At 59.0% G+C, this 17,035-nt stretch carries 19 protein-coding genes; 6 read left to right on the top strand and 13 right to left on the bottom strand.

Going from position 1 to position 17,035, the window contains the following annotated elements:
* Nucleotides 1-20 precede the first annotated feature (20 nt).
* Both CLV74_RS00475 and CLV74_RS00470 read right to left on the bottom strand, forming a co-directional pair.
* Entirely contained in the window at nt 21-497 is a 477-nt protein-coding gene (locus CLV74_RS00475; RefSeq protein WP_106262250.1) for a dihydrofolate reductase, read from the bottom strand.
* Nucleotides 494-1,273 carry a thymidylate synthase gene (locus CLV74_RS00470; protein WP_106262249.1) on the bottom strand — a complete coding sequence of 260 codons (780 nt, stop codon included), beginning with the start codon at nt 1,271-1,273 and terminating at the stop codon, nt 494-496. The genes CLV74_RS00475 and CLV74_RS00470 overlap by 4 nt, the downstream gene beginning before the upstream one ends.
* Nucleotides 1,274-1,460: 187 nt before the next feature.
* On the opposite strand from CLV74_RS00470, the gene CLV74_RS00465 reads away from it, so the two are divergent.
* On the top strand, nt 1,461-1,889 hold the full coding sequence (locus tag CLV74_RS00465) for a VOC family protein (RefSeq protein WP_106262248.1): 429 nt from the start codon (nt 1,461-1,463) through the stop codon (nt 1,887-1,889).
* 39 nt (nt 1,890-1,928) lie between these two features.
* Here the strand turns inward: CLV74_RS00465 and CLV74_RS00460 are convergent, their stop codons facing one another.
* From CLV74_RS00460 to CLV74_RS00450, 3 genes are all read right to left on the bottom strand, one after another.
* Entirely contained in the window at nt 1,929-2,426 is a 498-nt protein-coding gene (locus CLV74_RS00460) for a MarR family winged helix-turn-helix transcriptional regulator (protein ID WP_245888411.1), read from the bottom strand.
* Nucleotides 2,427-2,519: 93 nt separating this feature from the next.
* Nucleotides 2,520-2,783: an FAD assembly factor SdhE gene (locus CLV74_RS00455; protein ID WP_106262604.1), complete on the bottom strand. Its 264-nt coding sequence runs from the start codon at nt 2,781-2,783 to the stop codon at nt 2,520-2,522.
* A 13-nt stretch (nt 2,784-2,796) separates the two neighbouring features.
* On the bottom strand, nt 2,797-3,180 hold the full coding sequence (locus tag CLV74_RS00450) for a helix-turn-helix domain-containing protein (protein WP_106262247.1): 384 nt from the start codon (nt 3,178-3,180) through the stop codon (nt 2,797-2,799).
* Nucleotides 3,181-3,269: 89 nt separating this feature from the next.
* On the opposite strand from CLV74_RS00450, the gene CLV74_RS00445 reads away from it, so the two are divergent.
* Nucleotides 3,270-4,472: a pyridoxal phosphate-dependent aminotransferase gene (locus tag CLV74_RS00445; RefSeq protein WP_106262246.1), complete on the top strand. Its 1,203-nt coding sequence runs from the start codon at nt 3,270-3,272 to the stop codon at nt 4,470-4,472.
* Between the two features lie 8 nt (nt 4,473-4,480).
* Nucleotides 4,481-4,906 carry a hypothetical protein gene (locus CLV74_RS00440; RefSeq protein WP_106262245.1) on the top strand — a complete coding sequence of 142 codons (426 nt, stop codon included), beginning with the start codon at nt 4,481-4,483 and terminating at the stop codon, nt 4,904-4,906.
* A gap of 5 nt (nt 4,907-4,911) precedes the next feature.
* On the opposite strand, the gene CLV74_RS00435 is transcribed toward CLV74_RS00440, so the two are convergent.
* The 4 genes from CLV74_RS00435 to ppk2 all read right to left on the bottom strand — a co-directional run bounded on the left by CLV74_RS00435 (nt 4,912) and on the right by ppk2 (nt 8,918).
* On the bottom strand, nt 4,912-6,312 hold the full coding sequence (locus CLV74_RS00435) for an MATE family efflux transporter (protein WP_106262244.1): 1,401 nt from the start codon (nt 6,310-6,312) through the stop codon (nt 4,912-4,914).
* A 41-nt stretch (nt 6,313-6,353) separates the two neighbouring features.
* A complete protein-coding gene (locus CLV74_RS00430) occupies nt 6,354-7,241 on the bottom strand; it encodes a nickel/cobalt transporter (protein ID WP_106262243.1) in 888 nt (295 codons plus the stop codon).
* A complete protein-coding gene (locus CLV74_RS00425; RefSeq protein ID WP_106262242.1) occupies nt 7,229-7,870 on the bottom strand; it encodes a DUF1007 family protein in 642 nt (213 codons plus the stop codon). Before CLV74_RS00425 ends, CLV74_RS00430 begins: the two co-directional genes overlap by 13 nt.
* A 76-nt stretch (nt 7,871-7,946) precedes the next feature.
* A complete protein-coding gene (gene ppk2, locus CLV74_RS00420) occupies nt 7,947-8,918 on the bottom strand; it encodes a polyphosphate kinase 2 (protein WP_106262241.1) in 972 nt (323 codons plus the stop codon).
* Between the two features lie 295 nt (nt 8,919-9,213).
* Here ppk2 and CLV74_RS00415 point away from each other — a divergent pair, with 295 nt between their 5' ends.
* From CLV74_RS00415 to CLV74_RS22970, 3 genes are all read left to right on the top strand, one after another.
* The gene (locus tag CLV74_RS00415) at nt 9,214-9,549 is read left to right on the top strand and encodes a hypothetical protein (RefSeq protein WP_106262240.1); all 336 of its coding nucleotides are present in this window, start codon (nt 9,214-9,216) and stop codon (nt 9,547-9,549) included.
* Nucleotides 9,550-9,784: 235 nt separating this feature from the next.
* Nucleotides 9,785-11,743, top strand: a complete 1,959-nt coding sequence (gene parE / locus CLV74_RS00410) for a DNA topoisomerase IV subunit B (RefSeq protein WP_106262239.1) — start codon at nt 9,785-9,787, stop codon at nt 11,741-11,743.
* On the top strand, nt 11,743-12,672 hold the full coding sequence (locus tag CLV74_RS22970; RefSeq protein ID WP_211298994.1) for a hypothetical protein: 930 nt from the start codon (nt 11,743-11,745) through the stop codon (nt 12,670-12,672). Before parE ends, CLV74_RS22970 begins: the two co-directional genes overlap by 1 nt.
* 319 nt (nt 12,673-12,991) lie before the next feature.
* Here CLV74_RS22970 and CLV74_RS00400 read toward each other — a convergent pair whose 3' ends face one another.
* From CLV74_RS00400 to proS, 4 genes are all read right to left on the bottom strand, one after another.
* Entirely contained in the window at nt 12,992-13,669 is a 678-nt protein-coding gene (locus CLV74_RS00400) for an ABC transporter ATP-binding protein (RefSeq protein WP_106262238.1), read from the bottom strand.
* Nucleotides 13,662-14,948, bottom strand: coding sequence for a lipoprotein-releasing ABC transporter permease subunit (locus tag CLV74_RS00395; RefSeq protein WP_106262237.1), 1,287 nt, complete (start codon nt 14,946-14,948; stop codon nt 13,662-13,664). Before CLV74_RS00395 ends, CLV74_RS00400 begins: the two co-directional genes overlap by 8 nt.
* Nucleotides 14,949-14,997: 49 nt before the next feature.
* Nucleotides 14,998-15,510, bottom strand: coding sequence for a DUF2937 family protein (locus CLV74_RS00390; protein ID WP_106262236.1), 513 nt, complete (start codon nt 15,508-15,510; stop codon nt 14,998-15,000).
* Between the two features lie 102 nt (nt 15,511-15,612).
* Nucleotides 15,613-16,968: a proline--tRNA ligase gene (gene proS / locus CLV74_RS00385; protein WP_106262235.1), complete on the bottom strand. Its 1,356-nt coding sequence runs from the start codon at nt 16,966-16,968 to the stop codon at nt 15,613-15,615.
* Nucleotides 16,969-17,035: the final 67 nt, after the last annotated feature.

The raw sequence follows: 17,035 nt of genomic DNA, 5'->3' as shown, positions 1-17,035 counted from the left end.
CCATTTTGGCGACGCGACAGTTACCGGCGCAGCAGTTCCCGAACCGTGCAGACTGGGTCTTCGGCCCGCAGAACCGTGCGGCCAAGCTCGCGCCATTCGGCGTCCGAGACCTCAGGGAACCAGGTATCGGCACCCTCGACCTCGGTCTCGACCTCGGTGATCAGCAGGCGATCGGCCAGAGGCAGCATCTCTTTATAGATGCGCGCACCGCCCATCCCGTAGATGCGGCGATGACCGTGCTGTTCGGCCAGCTCAATCGCAGCCTCAAGCGATGAGACCACATGTTCGGCCTCGGCGCCACGCGTGGAAACAACGATATTCAAACGGTTTTTCAATGGCTTGAATGGCAGGCTTTCCCACGTGTTGCGCCCCATGATGACGGCGGCACCACTGGTTTCGCGCTGAAAGAACTTCAAGTCCTCGGGCGCGTGCCACGGGATCGTGTTGTCCTTGCCGATGGCTCCGTTGCGGTCGCGGGCAACAATCAGGCTGATCATACGGCCACAGGCGCCTTGATCGCCGGATCGGGGTCATAACCCACCACTTCGAAATCCTCATATTTGAAATCAAAGATCGAGGTCACGCGGCGGCGGATCTTCATTTCGGGCAGCGCCTTGGGCGTGCGCGACAGCTGCAACTGCACCTGATCCATGTGGTTCGAATAGATATGCGCGTCGCCAATGGTGTGCACGAAATCACCCACTTCATAGCCGGTCACATGGGCCAGCATTTGCAGCAGCAGCGCATAAGAGGCGATGTTGAACGGCACCCCAAGGAACATATCGGCCGAGCGTTGATACAGCTGCAAATGCAGCTTTCCGCCAAGCACCCGCACCTGCCACATGGTATGACACGGGGGCAGCGCCATGTTCGGCACATCCACCGGATTCCACGCCGAGACCAGCATCCGGCGGCTGTCGGGGCTGTTCTGGATCATGTCGATCAGGTTGGTGATCTGGTCCACGCCGCCGAAATCGCGCCACTGCTTGCCGTAAACGGGGCCAAGATCGCCCTGCTCATCGGCCCATTCGTCCCAGATCGAGACGCCGTGTTCCTTCAGATAGGTGATGTTAGTGTCACCGGACAGGAACCACAGAAGCTCATGGATAATGGATTTCAGGTGCAGCTTCTTGGTGGTTACCAGCGGAAAGCCTTCAGCCAATGAATACCGCTGCTGCATCCCGAAATAGCAGATGGTGCCGGTGCCGGTCCGGTCCGTCGATTCCACTCCGTGATCCAGAATGGTCTGCAAAGCCTCATGATACTGGCGCACCGTGCTCTCTCCGCCGCTGTTTCCTTGGCTCTGTCTTACAAACTGTGGGCGGGGAATCAAAGTGGTTCCACGATATGTTGACGGACGCGCTCTTCCGCAGACCGGAAATTTCCCGCGCGCCCCCTTTGCGTGGGGCCTGCAGCGCCTTAGGTTGTCCGACAAGTCATACGCTAACAGGAGAGTTCCAATGGGTATCCGTTACCTGCACACCATGGTCCGCGTGAAGGATCTAGAGAAATCGATGGCCTTCTTTTCCCTGCTGGGTCTGAAACAGACCCGCCGCTCGGACTATGAAAAAGGGCGTTTCTCCCTCGTGTTCATGGCTCCTGAAGGGCAAGAAGACTGCCCTGTCGAGCTGACCTATAACTGGGATGGAGACGATGGCCTGCCTTCTGACAGCCGCCACTTCGGGCATTTGGCCTATCGGGTGCCGAACATCTACGAGATGTGTCAAACCCTGATGGACAATGGCGTTACCATCAACCGCCCGCCCCGCGACGGGCATATGGCGTTTGTACGTTCCCCTGACAACATCTCGATCGAGTTGCTGCAAGAGGGTGATGCCCTGCCCCCGCAAGAGCCGTGGGCCAGCATGGAGAACACCGGACACTGGTAACCGGCACTCTCGGGAAAGGGTCCAATCAGGGGCCCTTTCTCAGTAAATGTAGCGGATCTGATCGCCCCAATAGCGTTCAACCCGTTTCAACGCGCCTGCGATGGTGTCGATCCCGTCCATATCCAGAACCGCGCGTTTTTGCAGGCCGCTGGCGTGACGCTGAAACAGTTTCTCAACCACATCGCGCACATCGCGCCCGCGCTGGGTCAGACGCACCCGCACCGAGCGGCGATCCATTTCGCAGCGCTGATGGTGCATATAGCCCATCTCGACTAGTTTTTTCAGATTATAGCTGACGTTACTGCCTTGATAGTAACCGCGGCTTTTCAATTCGCCTGCCGTCACTTCGTTGTCACCGATGTTAAACAACAACAGGCCCTGAACCGCGTTTAGTTCCAGCACGTTCAGCCGTTCGAATTCATCCTTGATCACATCCAGCAGCAACCGGTGCAGCCGTTCGACCAGCGACAGGGTGTCCAGATAGCGCGCGATATAGGTTTGGTCGGCCGAGGCAGCCGGCGGCGCATGCATCATCATCTTTCGATCTCCGCTCAGTGGGTTGATGAGGACACACTGAGCGGAATTGCCGAATATTCGGTTAAATCGTGCGAAAGATGGCTAAAATGCGGCCTATTTCTTAAAATTCAGGTCTTTCGCGATATCGGTGACCAGATCCAGATATTGCGAAGGTGTCGGTGCCTGACCGCTAACCCACTGGTAAAGATCGTGATCGTTCTCTTCCAACAGCGCCTCATAAAGGTCCAGCGCGGGGGCATCCAGATCGGCCATACGGTTGTCCGCATAGGCCATCAGGATCAGGTCCATCTCTTTGATGCCACGGCGCATGGACCGCATTTTCAGACGCTTCAGACGGGTTTCACGGTCTTCTGTGATCTGGGTCACGGGATCAGCTCTCCTTCAGGGCGGCACGCAGCCGCTTTTCCAGTCGGGCCAGCTTGTCGCCACTGCTTTTGATCTGGGTGCGCAATTCACGCATTTCCCCCAGCAGAGCGCTGACCTCAGGAGCGATGTCCTCTTCTTCGGGCGGCCCGTCAAGCCCGTCGCCCTCACCATTAAGCAGCCACATCAGCGAAACGTTCAGCAAACCTGCCATCATTTGCAGCTTGTTGGCGCGGGGCTCGTTCAGGTCCTGCTCCCAACTTTGCAATGTTCCCAACTTGATACCCATGCGGCGGGCCAGTTGTGCCTGTGTCATTCCGGCGGCTTCGCGGGCAGCTGCCACGCGATCGCCAAAAGTTGCGGCATCTTCGCTATACCAGTTGTCGTTCATCTGTTGTCCTTCCTGTGAACCCGCTTGATCGACTTTCGGCGTCAGACTAGGACAGTTGCACCTGAGTTTCAAATCGCCGGAGTTCGCGTATGTCTTTGTTGTCCAAAGCGCTTGAGCGGGTCAAACCCTCTCCCACAGTGGCCGTTACCCAAAAAGCGCGCGAACTGAAGGCCGCAGGGGTGGATGTGATCAGCCTCGGCGCAGGCGAGCCTGACTTTGACACCCCCCAGCACATCAAGGACGCCGCTATTGATGCGATAAACCGGGGCGAGACGAAGTACACCGCTCCCGACGGCATCCCAGAGCTGAAGAACGCCATTTGCGCGAAATTCGCCCGCGACAACAATCTGGGCTACACGCCTGCGCAGGTGATCGTAGGCACGGGCGGCAAGCAGGTGCTGTATAATGCGCTGATGGCCACCCTGAACCCCGGCGATGAGGTGATCATCCCCGCGCCCTACTGGGTCAGCTATCCCGATATGGTGCGCCTTGCTGGCGGTGAGCCGGTGATCGTGGAATGCGGCATCGAACAGGGCTTCAAACTGACGCCCGAGGCGCTGGATGCAGCCATCACCGACAAGACCAAATGGTTCATCTTCAACTCGCCCTCGAACCCCACGGGCGCAGGCTACACGGCGGATGAACTGAAGCAGTTGACCGACGTGCTGCTGAAGCACCCCCACGTCTATGTGCTGACCGATGACATGTATGAACACCTGACCTTCGACGGGTTCGAATTCGCGACCCCCGCGCAGGTGGAGCCGGCCCTTTATGACCGCACCCTGACCGTCAACGGCGTATCCAAGACCTATGCCATGACCGGCTGGCGCATCGGCTATGCCGCTGGCCCCGAGGTGATCATCGGCGCCATGCGCAAAATCCAAGGTCAAAGCACCACAAACCCCTGCTCGGTCAGCCAATGGGCCGCGGTCGAGGCGTTGAACGGTCCGCAGGACTTTATCCCTGCGAACAACGAAATGTTCAAACGTCGCCGCGACTTGGTCGTCTCGATGCTGAACGACAGCGATGGGGTCACCTGCCCCACACCCAACGGTGCCTTCTACGTCTATCCCAACATCGCGGGCTGCATCGGCAAGACCTCGAAAGGGGGCCGCGCGATCAAGGATGACGAAAGTTTCGCCACGGCACTTCTGGAAGAAGAAGGCGTCGCTGTGGTCTTTGGCGCGGCCTTCGGCTTGTCGCCCAACTTCCGCATCAGCTATGCTGCCTCGGACGAGGCACTGAAAGAGGCATGCCTCCGCATCCAGCGTTTCTGCGCAGGTCTCAGCTAAGGATCTCCATGACCGAGCTTCCCGAATTCTACTTTCGCACCCGTGAGAACGGCGCATTCGTTTTCCGTATCGACACGGAAAACCGGATGCGCCGGATCGAGATGGACCAGATCGCCGTCGTCAACATCCGCAACGGCGAGATCAAGCCCCACGGCAGTCGGGAACTGAGCCCTGAAGAGATCGAGGTCATCACCGACTGGATCGTCAAGCGCCGCCGCGTTTTGGCAGAGCGGGATATCGACGACATCCTGCGCTCGGTCGATCACCTGAACCTGACCACCCAATGGGCGCAAAGCCGTGCGACCGATGAACAGCTAGAGGCGGTGTCGGATTCGCTTCTGCTGGCCATGCACGATCTGCGCTCGGTCCTGACGCGGAAAAAGGCCGAACGGCTGATGGCCGCACAGGATAAGACGGACACGAACGACGACTAGGTTTGTCAGACGTTTTGTGATGCAAAATCGGTGGCGCTCTGCGGTGCGCCATCCATACGCGGATAGGTAACCAGCCAGAACCGCGCCATCAGCAGGACCGCCGCGCTGGCCAGACCAGAGACCAGCCCCGTCCAGACCCCCACCGCGCCCCAATCCAGCACAAACCCGAACACATAGGCCGAGGGCAGACCGATCAGCCAATAGCTGACCGCCGCCATGATCATCGGCACGGTGCTGTCTTGCAGCCCCCGAAGCAGCCCCAGCGCCTGCACCTGCATGGCATCCACCACCTGAAACAGCGCGGCCATGAACAGCAGGCTAACGCCAATGGCAAGGATCTCGTCCCGCGCGGGTTCATCATCGCTTAGGAACAGGCCGACCAGCGTGTCAGGGATGGCGATCATCAGCGCCAGCGTCACGGCAACCACGCCCAAGGACAGGGCGATCACCGTGATCCCGCCGCGCTTGAGGTTCGCCCGATCCCGTCGCCCGTAAGATGCCCCTGCCCGCACAGTCGCCGCATTCGACAGCCCCATATGCACCATGAAGGTCGCTGTAGCGATTTGCAGGGCGATACCATGGGCGGCCAAGGGCTCGGCCCCAAGCCAACCGATCAGAATGGCAGACGTGGCAAACAGGCCCACTTCGCTCAGGTTCGTCAGACCAATCGGCACGCCCAGTTTGAAGACCCGCAGAAAGAACTCCCAATCCGGTCTCCAGACCCGCTGGAACAGATGGTGCTGCGGCAGCACCGTCAGCGCATAAAGAATACAGCCGATCAAAGACACCACCTGCACCGCGACACTGCCAATCGCCGCGCCGCGCAGGCCAAGCTCGGGTGCGCCCCAATTGCCGAAGATCAGCGCATAGTTGATGACCCCGTTCGCAATCGCCGCCACCACGGTGATCCACAGCACCACCTGCGTACGCTCTTGCGCGGCCAGATAGCTTTTCAGCACCATCACCGCGAGGCCGGGGATGATCCCCCAACCAGCAATCTGCAAATAGCTCTGCGCATCGGTTGCCAGTTGTGCCTCTTGCCCCATCCAGCCGAACACGACCGCCGATGCATAAAAGACCACCATACAAGGCAAGGCGAACAGCAGGCTCAGCCACAAGCCCATACGGGTGATCCGGCGGATCGAGACCTCATCCCCTTCGGCAGCGGCAGCCGCCACCATCGGCAGCACCGCCCAAGCAAAGCCCGACCCCATGATGAACAAGGTCATAAACAGCGAGCCCGCAAGGACCGAGGCCGCCAGAGGCTCGACCCCATAGCGCCCAAGCATCACCGTGTCCGTGGTCCAGATAGCAAACTGCGCCAGATGGCCACCAATCAAAGGCAGCCCCAGCAAAACAACCGCACGAATATGGTCGCGATAGGGAAGAGCAGGATTTTTGATCATATGGTCGGAATATTCTCGGCCCGTCGATGCGGCAAGAAGATTCAGAGCGCCCGCATCAACAACTGGCTTGCAGCGATGCACACAATTGCGCCCGCCGCGATCTCGATCACGGCCTGAAGGCGCAATGCGCCTGTGCCGCCCGCCACTTGCATCAAGGCACTGGTCCGCAAACCATGGGCGGCAAAGGCCACCAGCAATGTCACACTGGCCGTTCCCAGCCCCATGACAAAGGCCCCCGCAATCCCCGCCAGATCGATCCCCAGCTTCCAGCACAGCAGAAGCACAAAGATCGCCCCCGTGCAGGGCCGAATGGCAATGCTGGCAATCAAAATCGCCGCCTCGCGCCAGTTACCTACCTTTGCCGCCGCCTCAGGGTCCGGCCCATGGGCATGGCCGCAGCCGCATCCTTCATGGTGTTCGTGGTGATCCACCGGACGGCTGGCCCACCACCGGCGCACACCGCGCAAGCCCAGCCAGACACCGACCAAAGCAATCGCGCCGTAGCTGACCGGCGCCATCGTCTTCTCGGCCACACCCTCAAGCTGCGCCCGTCCCAGCTGGAACAGGCCCACACCGGCATAAACCACCACAACCGCCGTCAACGCCTGCGCCAGGGACGAGGCCACAGCCAGCCCCGCCAGCTTGACCCGCGCCACATCGCGCCCAAGGCCATAGCCCCCGATCAGCACCTTGCCGTGACCCGGACCCGCCGCATGGAAAAACCCGTAGGCAAAGCACAGACCCATCAGCGTCCAAAAAGCCGCGCCCTGCCCCGCCTTTATGCCGCGCAAGGCGCCCGCCATCTGGTTTTGAACATCGCGCTGACCGCTGGCGGCCCAACGGGACAGATCCTCCATCCCGCCATAGCCCCAAAGCCAAACCGCCAACGCGCCGCACAGGGCCAGAACAGCAAACCCTAGCCACCGCATGACACAGTTACCTCATCCGCGAATTCGGCCCCCACTTCGGGGTATTCCACATCGGTGTTCAGAATGCCCAATTCCTCGATCAAGGCGTTGGCCTTATCCTGCGCCGCCTTGATGTCCGCTACGATGACCGAGACCTCGCAGCCCTCAGGCACATCTACCCCGCCGCCCAGATCATAGGCCGTGTAGAACGTCGGATCATAGGCCTTGATCCGCACCTCTCCCGATACTGGCGCGGCTAAGTGGCGGAAATGGCGGCTGACCACGCGGCCACCTTCATATGCGCTTTCCAAAGGCTCGGGCGCGCCCAATTCCAGCGCCCCGTCGCCCTGCCAAAGATACAGATCGCCCGCATAGCCCGGCTGCCAGTTCATATCGAACCCGTCCAACGCCGCAGCCTCGCCATCTGCCAGAACCCCGTCATAGTCCTGATCCAGCCCCATCTCATCCAGCAGCATCATCGAATACAACTCGTCATAGGTCCACTGAACCTCAACGCCGCTGACAGCACCCGCGCCATCGGTGCGCACCACCAAACGGGTTTCGATAAAGATATGCGGATGGGCCCGCGCAATGGCCGGCCCAAACATCAGCGCCCCAAGGGCCGCCATCTGCAAAACACGATAATTCATAGGCGCAGAATTAGGCCGCGCGCCGCATCGGCGCAACGGCCCGACCCCCCGATCGGCCTGAATTTGCCGTGAGGCCTCAGCCCTCGCTGCGCCGCTGATCGGGATGCAAGGCCGACCCCAGAATATGCTCGGACTTGTGGATCACATGGCTGGCCCCACCCACAATCAACGGATCGGGCGCACGCACAACTTTATGGTCCTTACCCGGATAATCGATCGAGCTCAGGAAATGCCGCATGCAGTTCAACCGCGCACGCTTCTTGTCGTTGGATTTGACGATCGTCCAAGGGGCATCGGCGGTGTCGGTGTAAAAGAACATCGCCTCTTTCGCCTCGGTGTAATCATCCCACTTGGTCAGACTGGCCTTATCGATGGGCGACAGCTTCCAGCGCTTCAGCGGATCGGTCTCACGGGCCTCAAAGCGGCGCTTCTGCTCATCCTGCGTGACCGAGAACCAGTACTTGTACAGCCGAATCCCAGAGCGTACCAACATCCGCTCCAACTCCGGCGCCTGCCGCATGAACTCCAGATAGTCGTTCGGCTCACAGAACCCCATGACCCGCTCGACACCGGCGCGGTTGTACCAACTGCGGTCATAGAACACCATTTCCCCTACCGTCGGCAGCTCTTTCACATAGCGCTGGAAATACCACTGACCGGATTCCTCCCACGTGGGCTTGTTCAGCGCCACCACACGGGCCGCCCGCGGGTTCAGATGCTCCATAAAGCGCTTGATGGTCCCCCCTTTGCCCGCTGCATCGCGCCCTTCAAACAGGATCACAAAGCGCTGGTCAGTCTCTTGCGCCCAGAGCTGAACCTTCAACAACTCTGCCTGCAACTTGGCCTTCTCGCGCTCATAGGCCCGACGGGACATCTTCACGTCGTAAGGATACTCGCCTGTCTCGAAGGCCCTCCGGACCTCTTCAGGGCTGGCCACATGGGGCTTACGCAACTCCACAGGGGCCTCTTGCCCGATCTCCGGCAACGGCGCAGCGGCTGCATCCGCCATCGGGGTCTCATCCAGCACAGTTACAGGGGTCTCGGTCATGTCAGGCTCCTTTCGCATCAAGGCCCACATTCTGCACCCCTACGCACAATCGCGCCTTGAGATGGGTCAAACCCGAATCTTCTCAGCCCCTCTCCAACCCCAATAAAATAAGGCGATTGCAGAAAGCGCAGGCCATAACTGACTTTTCCAGCACATTCCCCAAGGGCAGCCCCGCAAAATTATGCGGGCAAGGGTCACGTATTCCTCACCCATGCGACTCAAGCTTTGGCACAGACCCGCGCTGCCCCTTACACTCGACCAATCATCAAACATCACACCCGATTGGAGACCCGCCATGAGCCTGACCCTCGGCTATGTCTTCTGCGCGCTGGCAACGCTTGTGATCATCGCAGGAGACTACTTTATCAAACTTGCCGCCGACCAAGGCCTGACCTTCGGCGCCCCGAAAGTGCTGCTGGCCTGCGCCCTCTACGCCGTCTCGGCCGCGCTCTGGTTTGCGGCCATGCACCACATCACACTGGCGCAAATGGCCGTCGCTGCGGCCATCTTCACGCTTCTGGCCCTCACGGCCCTCGGCGTCACCGCCTTCGGCGAAAGCCTCACAGCCCGCGACATCATCGGCATCACGCTGGCCGTCGGCGCACTGATCCTTATGTCCCACCGCGCCTAAGGCAGACCGCTTCCACGCCCAACGCCCACAACTTCTTTATTGCAAAAATACTCATCTCCCCAAGGGCCGCCCCACAGCACCAGCCACTCATACCGCACGGCCCCGCGGCCTTCTTCTTGACCAAAATACTCACAGCGAACCCGCGCCAAACACACCATCCGCCTTGCCCGTCTTGCCCCCCGCCCACAAGCTGCTGTATCTCTAGCTCCCAAAGCTACCAAAGAAAGCGAGCAGCATGTCCGACGATCTTCTCCACGGGACCGAAGCGGAAACCTATGACGCCTCCTCCATTGAGGTGCTCGAGGGTCTGGAACCCGTGCGCAAGCGCCCCGGCATGTATATCGGCGGCACGGACGAACGCGCCCTGCACCACATGGTGGCTGAAATCCTCGACAACTCCATGGACGAAGCGGTCGCTGGCCACGCCACCCGCATCGAAGTGGAACTGCATGAGGATCACTCGATCACCGTCCGCGACAACGGCCGCGGCATCCCGATCGACCCGCACCCCAAATTCCCGGGCAAATCCGCGCTCGAGGTCATCCTCTGCACCCTCCACGCAGGCGGCAAATTCTCGAACAAAGCCTACTCCACCTCCGGCGGCCTCAACGGCGTCGGCTCCTCGGTGGTGAACGCCCTCTCCGATTTGATGATCGTGCAGGTCGCCAAGAACAAGGAACTGTTCGAACAGCGCTTCTCCCGCGGCGTCCCCCAAGGCCCGGTCGAGAAAATCGGCGCCGCCCCCAACCGCCGCGGCACCACCGTCACCTTCCACGCCGACCCCGAGATCTTCGGCTCGCTCAAACTCAAGCCTGCCCGCCTCTTCAAGATGGTCCGCTCCAAGGCCTACCTCTTCTCGGGCGTTGAAATCCGCTGGAAAACCGCCGTCAACGACAACGAGACCCCGCTGGAAGCTACCTTCCACTTCCCCAACGGCCTCTCGGACTTCCTCAACGAATCCCTGAAAGGTGTCACCACCTACTCCGACCGCCCCTTCGCGGGCAAAGTCAGCTTTCAGGACAAATTCAACGTCCCCGGCTCGGTCGAGTGGGCAATCAACTGGACGCCCATGCGCGATGGCTACATCCAGTCCTACACCAACACCGTTCCCACCCCCGAAGGCGGCACCCATGAGACCGGCTTCTGGGCGGCAATCCTCAAAGGCATCCGCGCCTACGGGGAACTGGCGAACAACAAAAAGGCCGCGCAAATCACCCGCGAAGACCTGATCACCGGCGGCTGCGCCCTCCTGTCGATCTTCATCCGCGAACCCTCTTTCGTCGGCCAGACCAAAGACCGCCTCTCCACCGAAGAAGCCGCCAAATGGGTGGAAAACTCGGTCCGCGACCACTTCGACAACTGGCTCGCCGCTGACACCAAATCCGCAGGCGCCATCCTTGATTTCCTCGTCCTGCGTGCCGAAGAACGCCTCCGCCGCCGTCAGGAAAAAGAGACCGCCCGCAAAACCGCCACCAAGAAACTGCGCCTACCGGGCAAGCTGGTGGACTGTTCGGCCACCAACCGCGACGGCACCGAACTGTTTCTGGTCGAGGGCGACTCGGCCGGCGGCTCTGCCAAAATGGCCCGTGACCGGAAAACCCAGGCCCTCCTGCCCCTGCGCGGGAAAATCCTGAACGTTCTGGGGGCCGCCAGTTCGAAACTGGGCAGCAACCAAGAAATCAGCGATCTGTCACAGGCGCTGGGGGTTGGCCTTGGCAGCAAGTTCAACGTGGATGACCTGCGCTACGACAAAATCATCATCATGACCGATGCGGACGTGGACGGCGCCCACATCGCCGCGCTGCTGATGACCTTCTTCTTTACCCAGATGCGGCCGATGATTGACCACGGCCACCTCTATCTGGCCTGCCCGCCGCTCTATCGCCTGACCCAAGGGGCGCACCGCGTCTACTGTCAGGATGAGGCCGAGCGGGACCACTGGCTGAAAAAAGGCCTCGGCGGCCGCGGCAAGATTGATGTCAGCCGTTTTAAAGGTCTGGGTGAGATGGACGCCAAAGACCTCAAAGACACCACCATGAACCCCGCCACGCGGCAGCTCATTCGCGTGTCGATTGACGAGGACACCCCCGGCGAAACCGGCGATCTGGTCGAGCGTCTCATGGGCAAAAAGCCCGAACTGCGTTTCGAGTACATTCAGGAGAACGCGAAGTTCGTCGAGGATGTGGATGTTTGATGGCCACTCAGAAATTCAAAGCAGAGACTATCAGAATCCTTGCCACATTTATAACCACAGCGGTGACAACCTACATCGTAGCTCGAATCTACATATATTGGGATGTCTACCATGCAATGGCCCCGAACGAATGGGGAGATTTCTTCGCAGGCGCAACTGGTCCTCTGGCCTTTTTCTGGCTTATTCTCGGGTACCAACAGCAAGGGGAGCAGCTAAGAATTAGCAACGAAGAACTCCATGCTACAGCAAGCGCGAACGCTGACCAAGCATATGCGGTCGAAAGAACTTCAAAAAGCCAAGAACGTCTCGAGCAAAACGCTGAGAAGCAAAGACAAATTATGAAATTAGACTTTGAGCTTCGACACAAGCAAGCAATTCAAAGTGCACGAGCAACTATCCAGATTGTGGATGTACGTGTTCACTCCGCGAAAATTGAATCGTCGTCGAACCCAAAACTGGGGCCGTTTAGCAATACTGAGACGCTTGTGGATTTTTTCATCCAGTCTCTAGGAAATACTGCAAATGATGTTTTCGTCGAATTATGCAGAGAGTACGATGAAACAGGCCAAGGCAATTGCTCTTTGGAATGCAAGGAAAATTCATTTAGGTTCAAAAATGGATTTCGCGTACCAATCTTGAAATCTGACCAATATGCTGCCTTTGGCATAAGAATAGACCACTTACCAGACGGGAACTGGTTCGCACCTATAAAAATCACTCACACAAACAAAAATGGCAAGACTGATCAAAGCCTATTTTTAATTTGCGCAGATCCTTACGGGATAAACTCGCACCACCTAAGGCTAAACAACTCAAACGAATACTACAAATACGAAAACTATATTTCAGACGTCATCAAAGGCAACATGAAACTTCTCAATCAGATGAATACAATAGAGAAGCCAATCGAAAGAAAGAAAATATTTTGAAGTCTATTCTCACCATATCGATTCATTAAAGCACACATCCGTTCCCATCAGATACACCCAACGTCAGTACGTTTGCCATATGTTTGCCATACCTAAACCAGCAGGCAAAAAAATACCCTGAGCCAAGGCCCAGGGTGTAAGGTCGAGTTCTGGAGGCGAAACAAAAGTCTCGCGAGTTGACACCATCAGCGCCTACCGGGATGACGGCGCCTCAAGCATCCCCATACCCAATAGTTAAGATTTGCCCAGCGCAGTTACCACCTCTCGCAAGGTCAAATCTTTGTCTCTTTCGCGAGTGGTTTATATCCGCAAGGATAGGTTAGCGCAGCTGGCCGCCGTCCAGCGTCACAGTCCGGTCCATCTTGGCCGCCAGATCGGGGTTGTGCGTCGCAATCAGCGCCGCCAGCCCCGTCTCCCGCACCAGATCCATCAGCGCGGCGAACACCCGATCACTGGTCGCAGGGTCCAGATTGCCCGTCGGCTCGTCTGCCAACAGCACCTTAGGCCCGTTCGCAAGCGCCCGCGCAATCGCCACCCGCTGCTGCTCGCCCCCCGACAGCGCGCCGGGACGATGCTCCATGCGCCCAGCTAGGCCCATGTGATCCAACAGTTTTTCCGCGTGCAGCTTGGCGTCCTTCTCCCGCACGCCCTCGGCCAGTTGCGGCAGCACGATATTCTCCAGCGCCGTAAACTCGGGCAGCAGATGGTGGAACTGGTACACAAACCCCAAGTCCCGCCGCCGCACCAAAGTCCGCTGCCGATCCCCCGCGCCCGTCACATCCTCTCCGGCGATCTCGACCGTGCCAGCGTCCGGCGTATCCAGCAGACCAGCAATATGCAGCAGCGTGGATTTCCCCGATCCAGAGGGCGCAACAAGGGCAACAACCTCACCCTTCTGCAAAACCAGATCGGCCCCCTGCAACACGGCCACCTCACCGGCCTCACCGCGCTTGTAAACCTTTTCGATGCCCTGAAGGCGCAGCACAGCCTCACTCATAGCGCAATGCCTCCACCGGATTCATCCGCGCCGCCCGCCGCGCCGGAAAGATCGTGACGATAAAACTCAGCGACAAAGACAACAAAACCGCGCTCAAAACATCATCAAATTCCAATTTCGCCGGCAAAGCATATATCCCCCGTATCGATGGGTCCCACACCCCGCCACCCATCATGTAGTTTACTGTGGCAAAGATCGGATCAATATATAGGGCAAAAAGGCATCCCAGCAGCACGCCCATCGCGGTACCGATCACACCGGTGAACGCCCCGCAAATGAAAAACACCCGCAGTACGGCGCCCTCGGTCAGACCCATGGTCCGCAAAATCCCGATGTCGCGCCCCTTGTTTTTCACCAGCATAATCAAACCGCTCGTGATGTTCATCGCGGCAATCAGCACGAGGATCGAGAGGATCACGAACATCACATTATCCTCAACCTCAAGCGCCCGCAGGAACGACCCGCTCGCATCGCGCCATGTCCAGACCAAAGCCCGCTCTCCGGCAGCCTGCAGGATCGGAATGATCAACCCGTCAACGCTATCGGGATCCGTGACCATCACCTCCAACTCATCGGCAACGCCGGTTCGGTTGAAATAGGCCTGCGCCTCTTCAAACGGCATATAGACCCGAGTGCGATCAATATCGTAGCGGCCAGCCGTGAAGATATAGACCACGTCATAGGCCTTCACCCGCGGGCTAGTGCCGAAGGGCGTTTTCACCCCCTCGGGCGAGATCAGCTTGATCTTCGAGCCCACCTGAACGCCCAATTCACGCGCCACACCGGATCCAATGGCCACACCAGAGGCGAAGTCCTCAATCCGGCCCTCTTTTGCCTCAGGCTCGACGATACGCGGGATCGTCAGCAGATCGTCATAGGCAATCCCGTAGACCTCGACGCCCGCATTCTTTGCGTTAGCCGTCACCATGACTTGGCCCTTCACCAAGGGCGCGACACGGGTCACGCCCGGAACGTCAGCTACCCGCGCGGCCATATCAGCATAATCCCCAATTGTCCGGCTGGTGCGCCCGTTCGCGTCGACCTCAATTGCATTGTAAACGGTGATATGTGCGTTCGACCCCAGAATGGTGTCCACAAATTCGTCCCGAAACCCTGACCGCACGGCCAAAGTCGCGATCAGAGCAAACACGGCCAAAGTGATCCCGACAAGGCTGATCCAGGTCATCACACTGACCCCGCCTTCTGCCCGTTTGGCGCGCAAGTACCGCCAGGCAATCATGAATTCATAAGCAGCAAAGGGAGGGGGCGTTCTACGCATCATAGTCCTCAATCAGTTGGCGACAGATGTGCATCCCCCGCCCGCGGGGTCAAGTCACGGTGCCGCCAGCATACCGACGAAGCCGCGCGAAAAGCCCCGAAAACGCACCCAAGACCAGCCGAACCCCGCTAAATCCGGCCAACGCGCCCATACCTGCCATGACAAGCCCCTCAAATGTCAAAGGCACCGCAGGCCGATAAGCCTGCCACGCCCGCGCCAGAATGAAACTATCGTGAAACCGGCCAACTTCATAAAGGCGCAGAAACGGCCCCGCCCCTTCCAGCGCCGCCAAATCAGCTGATAGCCTCTCTGACCGCGCAAACACACGTCGCATGTCCGTCGCACGCGCATCCAGAAACGCCGTTCCAACCAGCTGCGCCAATGCCTCTTCCCGCGTCAGCCCTGCCCCCGCCGCCGAAGCATCAAAGTCCGCGACCACAACGCGCAACTCATCCACTGCCCCGCCAAGGCGTTGCCGGTACTGTTGAGAGAATTCGGGGAATTGCGACAAACCAATTGCCCCGACCAATCCCCCTGCCAATGCAATCGTCCGCCCGATCATGCGCTCGTTCCTGACTTCTTTATTGCCCAAATACTCAAAAAGAAAACGGCCGCTGCCAAGGGGGCAACGGCCGCTGAATAGCTTCAAGCGATCAAAAAGAGATCACAGACCCTTGGGATCGGGGTGCTTGGCGTAGATTTCTTTCAGTCGTGCGACAGCGGCGTCCATGGACAGCTCTTCGCTTTCGCCGGTACGGCGGCTGGTCAGTTCGACAACGCCCTTCTCCAGACCGCGCGGGCCGATGGTCACGCGCCAAGGCAGACCGATCAGATCCATGGTCGCGAATTTAGCGCCGGCGCGCTCTTTGCGGTCATCGTACAGGGGCTCAAGTCCGGCAGCTTCCAGCGCCGCTTCCAACTGGGCGCAGGCGCCATCAGTCGCGTCATCCCCCTGCTTCAGGTTCACGATACCAACGTGGAAAGGGGTCACGCCTTCAGGCCAAATGATGCCATTCTCGTCGTGGCTGGCCTCAATAATCGCGCCAAGCAGGCGGCTCACGCCGATGCCGTGGCTGCCCATATGTACAGGAACCACGTTGCCTTCGGCGTCCTGCACGGTCGCGCCCATAGCTTCGGAATATTTGGTGCCGAAGTAGAAGATCTGGCCAACCTCGATCCCGCGAGCCACACGGCGGCGCTCTTCGGGGATCTTGTTGAAGATTTCTGCGTCGTGGGTCTCGTCAGTGCGGGCATAGCGGCTGGTGAATTCTTCCAACACGGCCTGACACTGATCTTTGTTGTCAAAGTCGATCTCACGATCACCAAAAGTCAGATCGGTGATCTGCGAATCGTAGAACACTTCCGACTCACCCGTATCGGCCAGCACCAGGAATTCGTGGGTGTCGTCGCCGCCAATGGGGCCCGAGTCCGCGCGCATGGGGATCGCCTGCAGGCCCATACGCTCATAGGTGCGCAGGTAGCTGACAAGGTGACGGTTATAGGCGTGCAGTGCGTCCGCTTTGGTGAGGTCAAAGTTGTAGCCGTCTTTCATATAGAATTCGCGGCCACGCATCACACCGAAACGGGGGCGGATCTCGTCGCGGAATTTCCACTGGATTTGATAGAGGGTCAGCGGCAGGTCTTTGTAGCTGCGCACATAGCTGCGGAAAGTATCGGTGAACAATTCTTCTGCGGTGGGCGAGAACAGCATGTCACGGTCATGGCGGTCCTTCATGCGCAGCATCTCGGGGCCGTAGGCGTCGTAGCGGCCCGACTCGCGCCACAGGTCGGCGGTTTGCAGGGTCGGCATCTGCATGGGGATGTGACCGGCTTTGATCTGCTCATCATGAACGATGTTCTCGATCTTGCGCAGAACTTTGAAACCCAGCGGCAGCCACGAATAGATACCGGCGCTGGTTTGCTTGATCATGCCGGCCCGCAGCATCAGGCGGTGGCTGACGATCTGCGCCTCGGCGGGCGTCTCCTTGAGAACGGGCAGGAAATAGCGGGACAGGCGCATGGAACCCTCGTAGACAGTATGGCGTTTGCTGCATGGGTTTAAAGCGCATTGGCGGCAGAGAAAACCG

It is taken from the genome of Donghicola tyrosinivorans, assembly GCF_003003355.1.
Taxonomy (GTDB): domain Bacteria; phylum Pseudomonadota; class Alphaproteobacteria; order Rhodobacterales; family Rhodobacteraceae; genus Donghicola; species Donghicola tyrosinivorans.
This window is presented reverse-complemented; position numbering and strand designations above follow the sequence as displayed.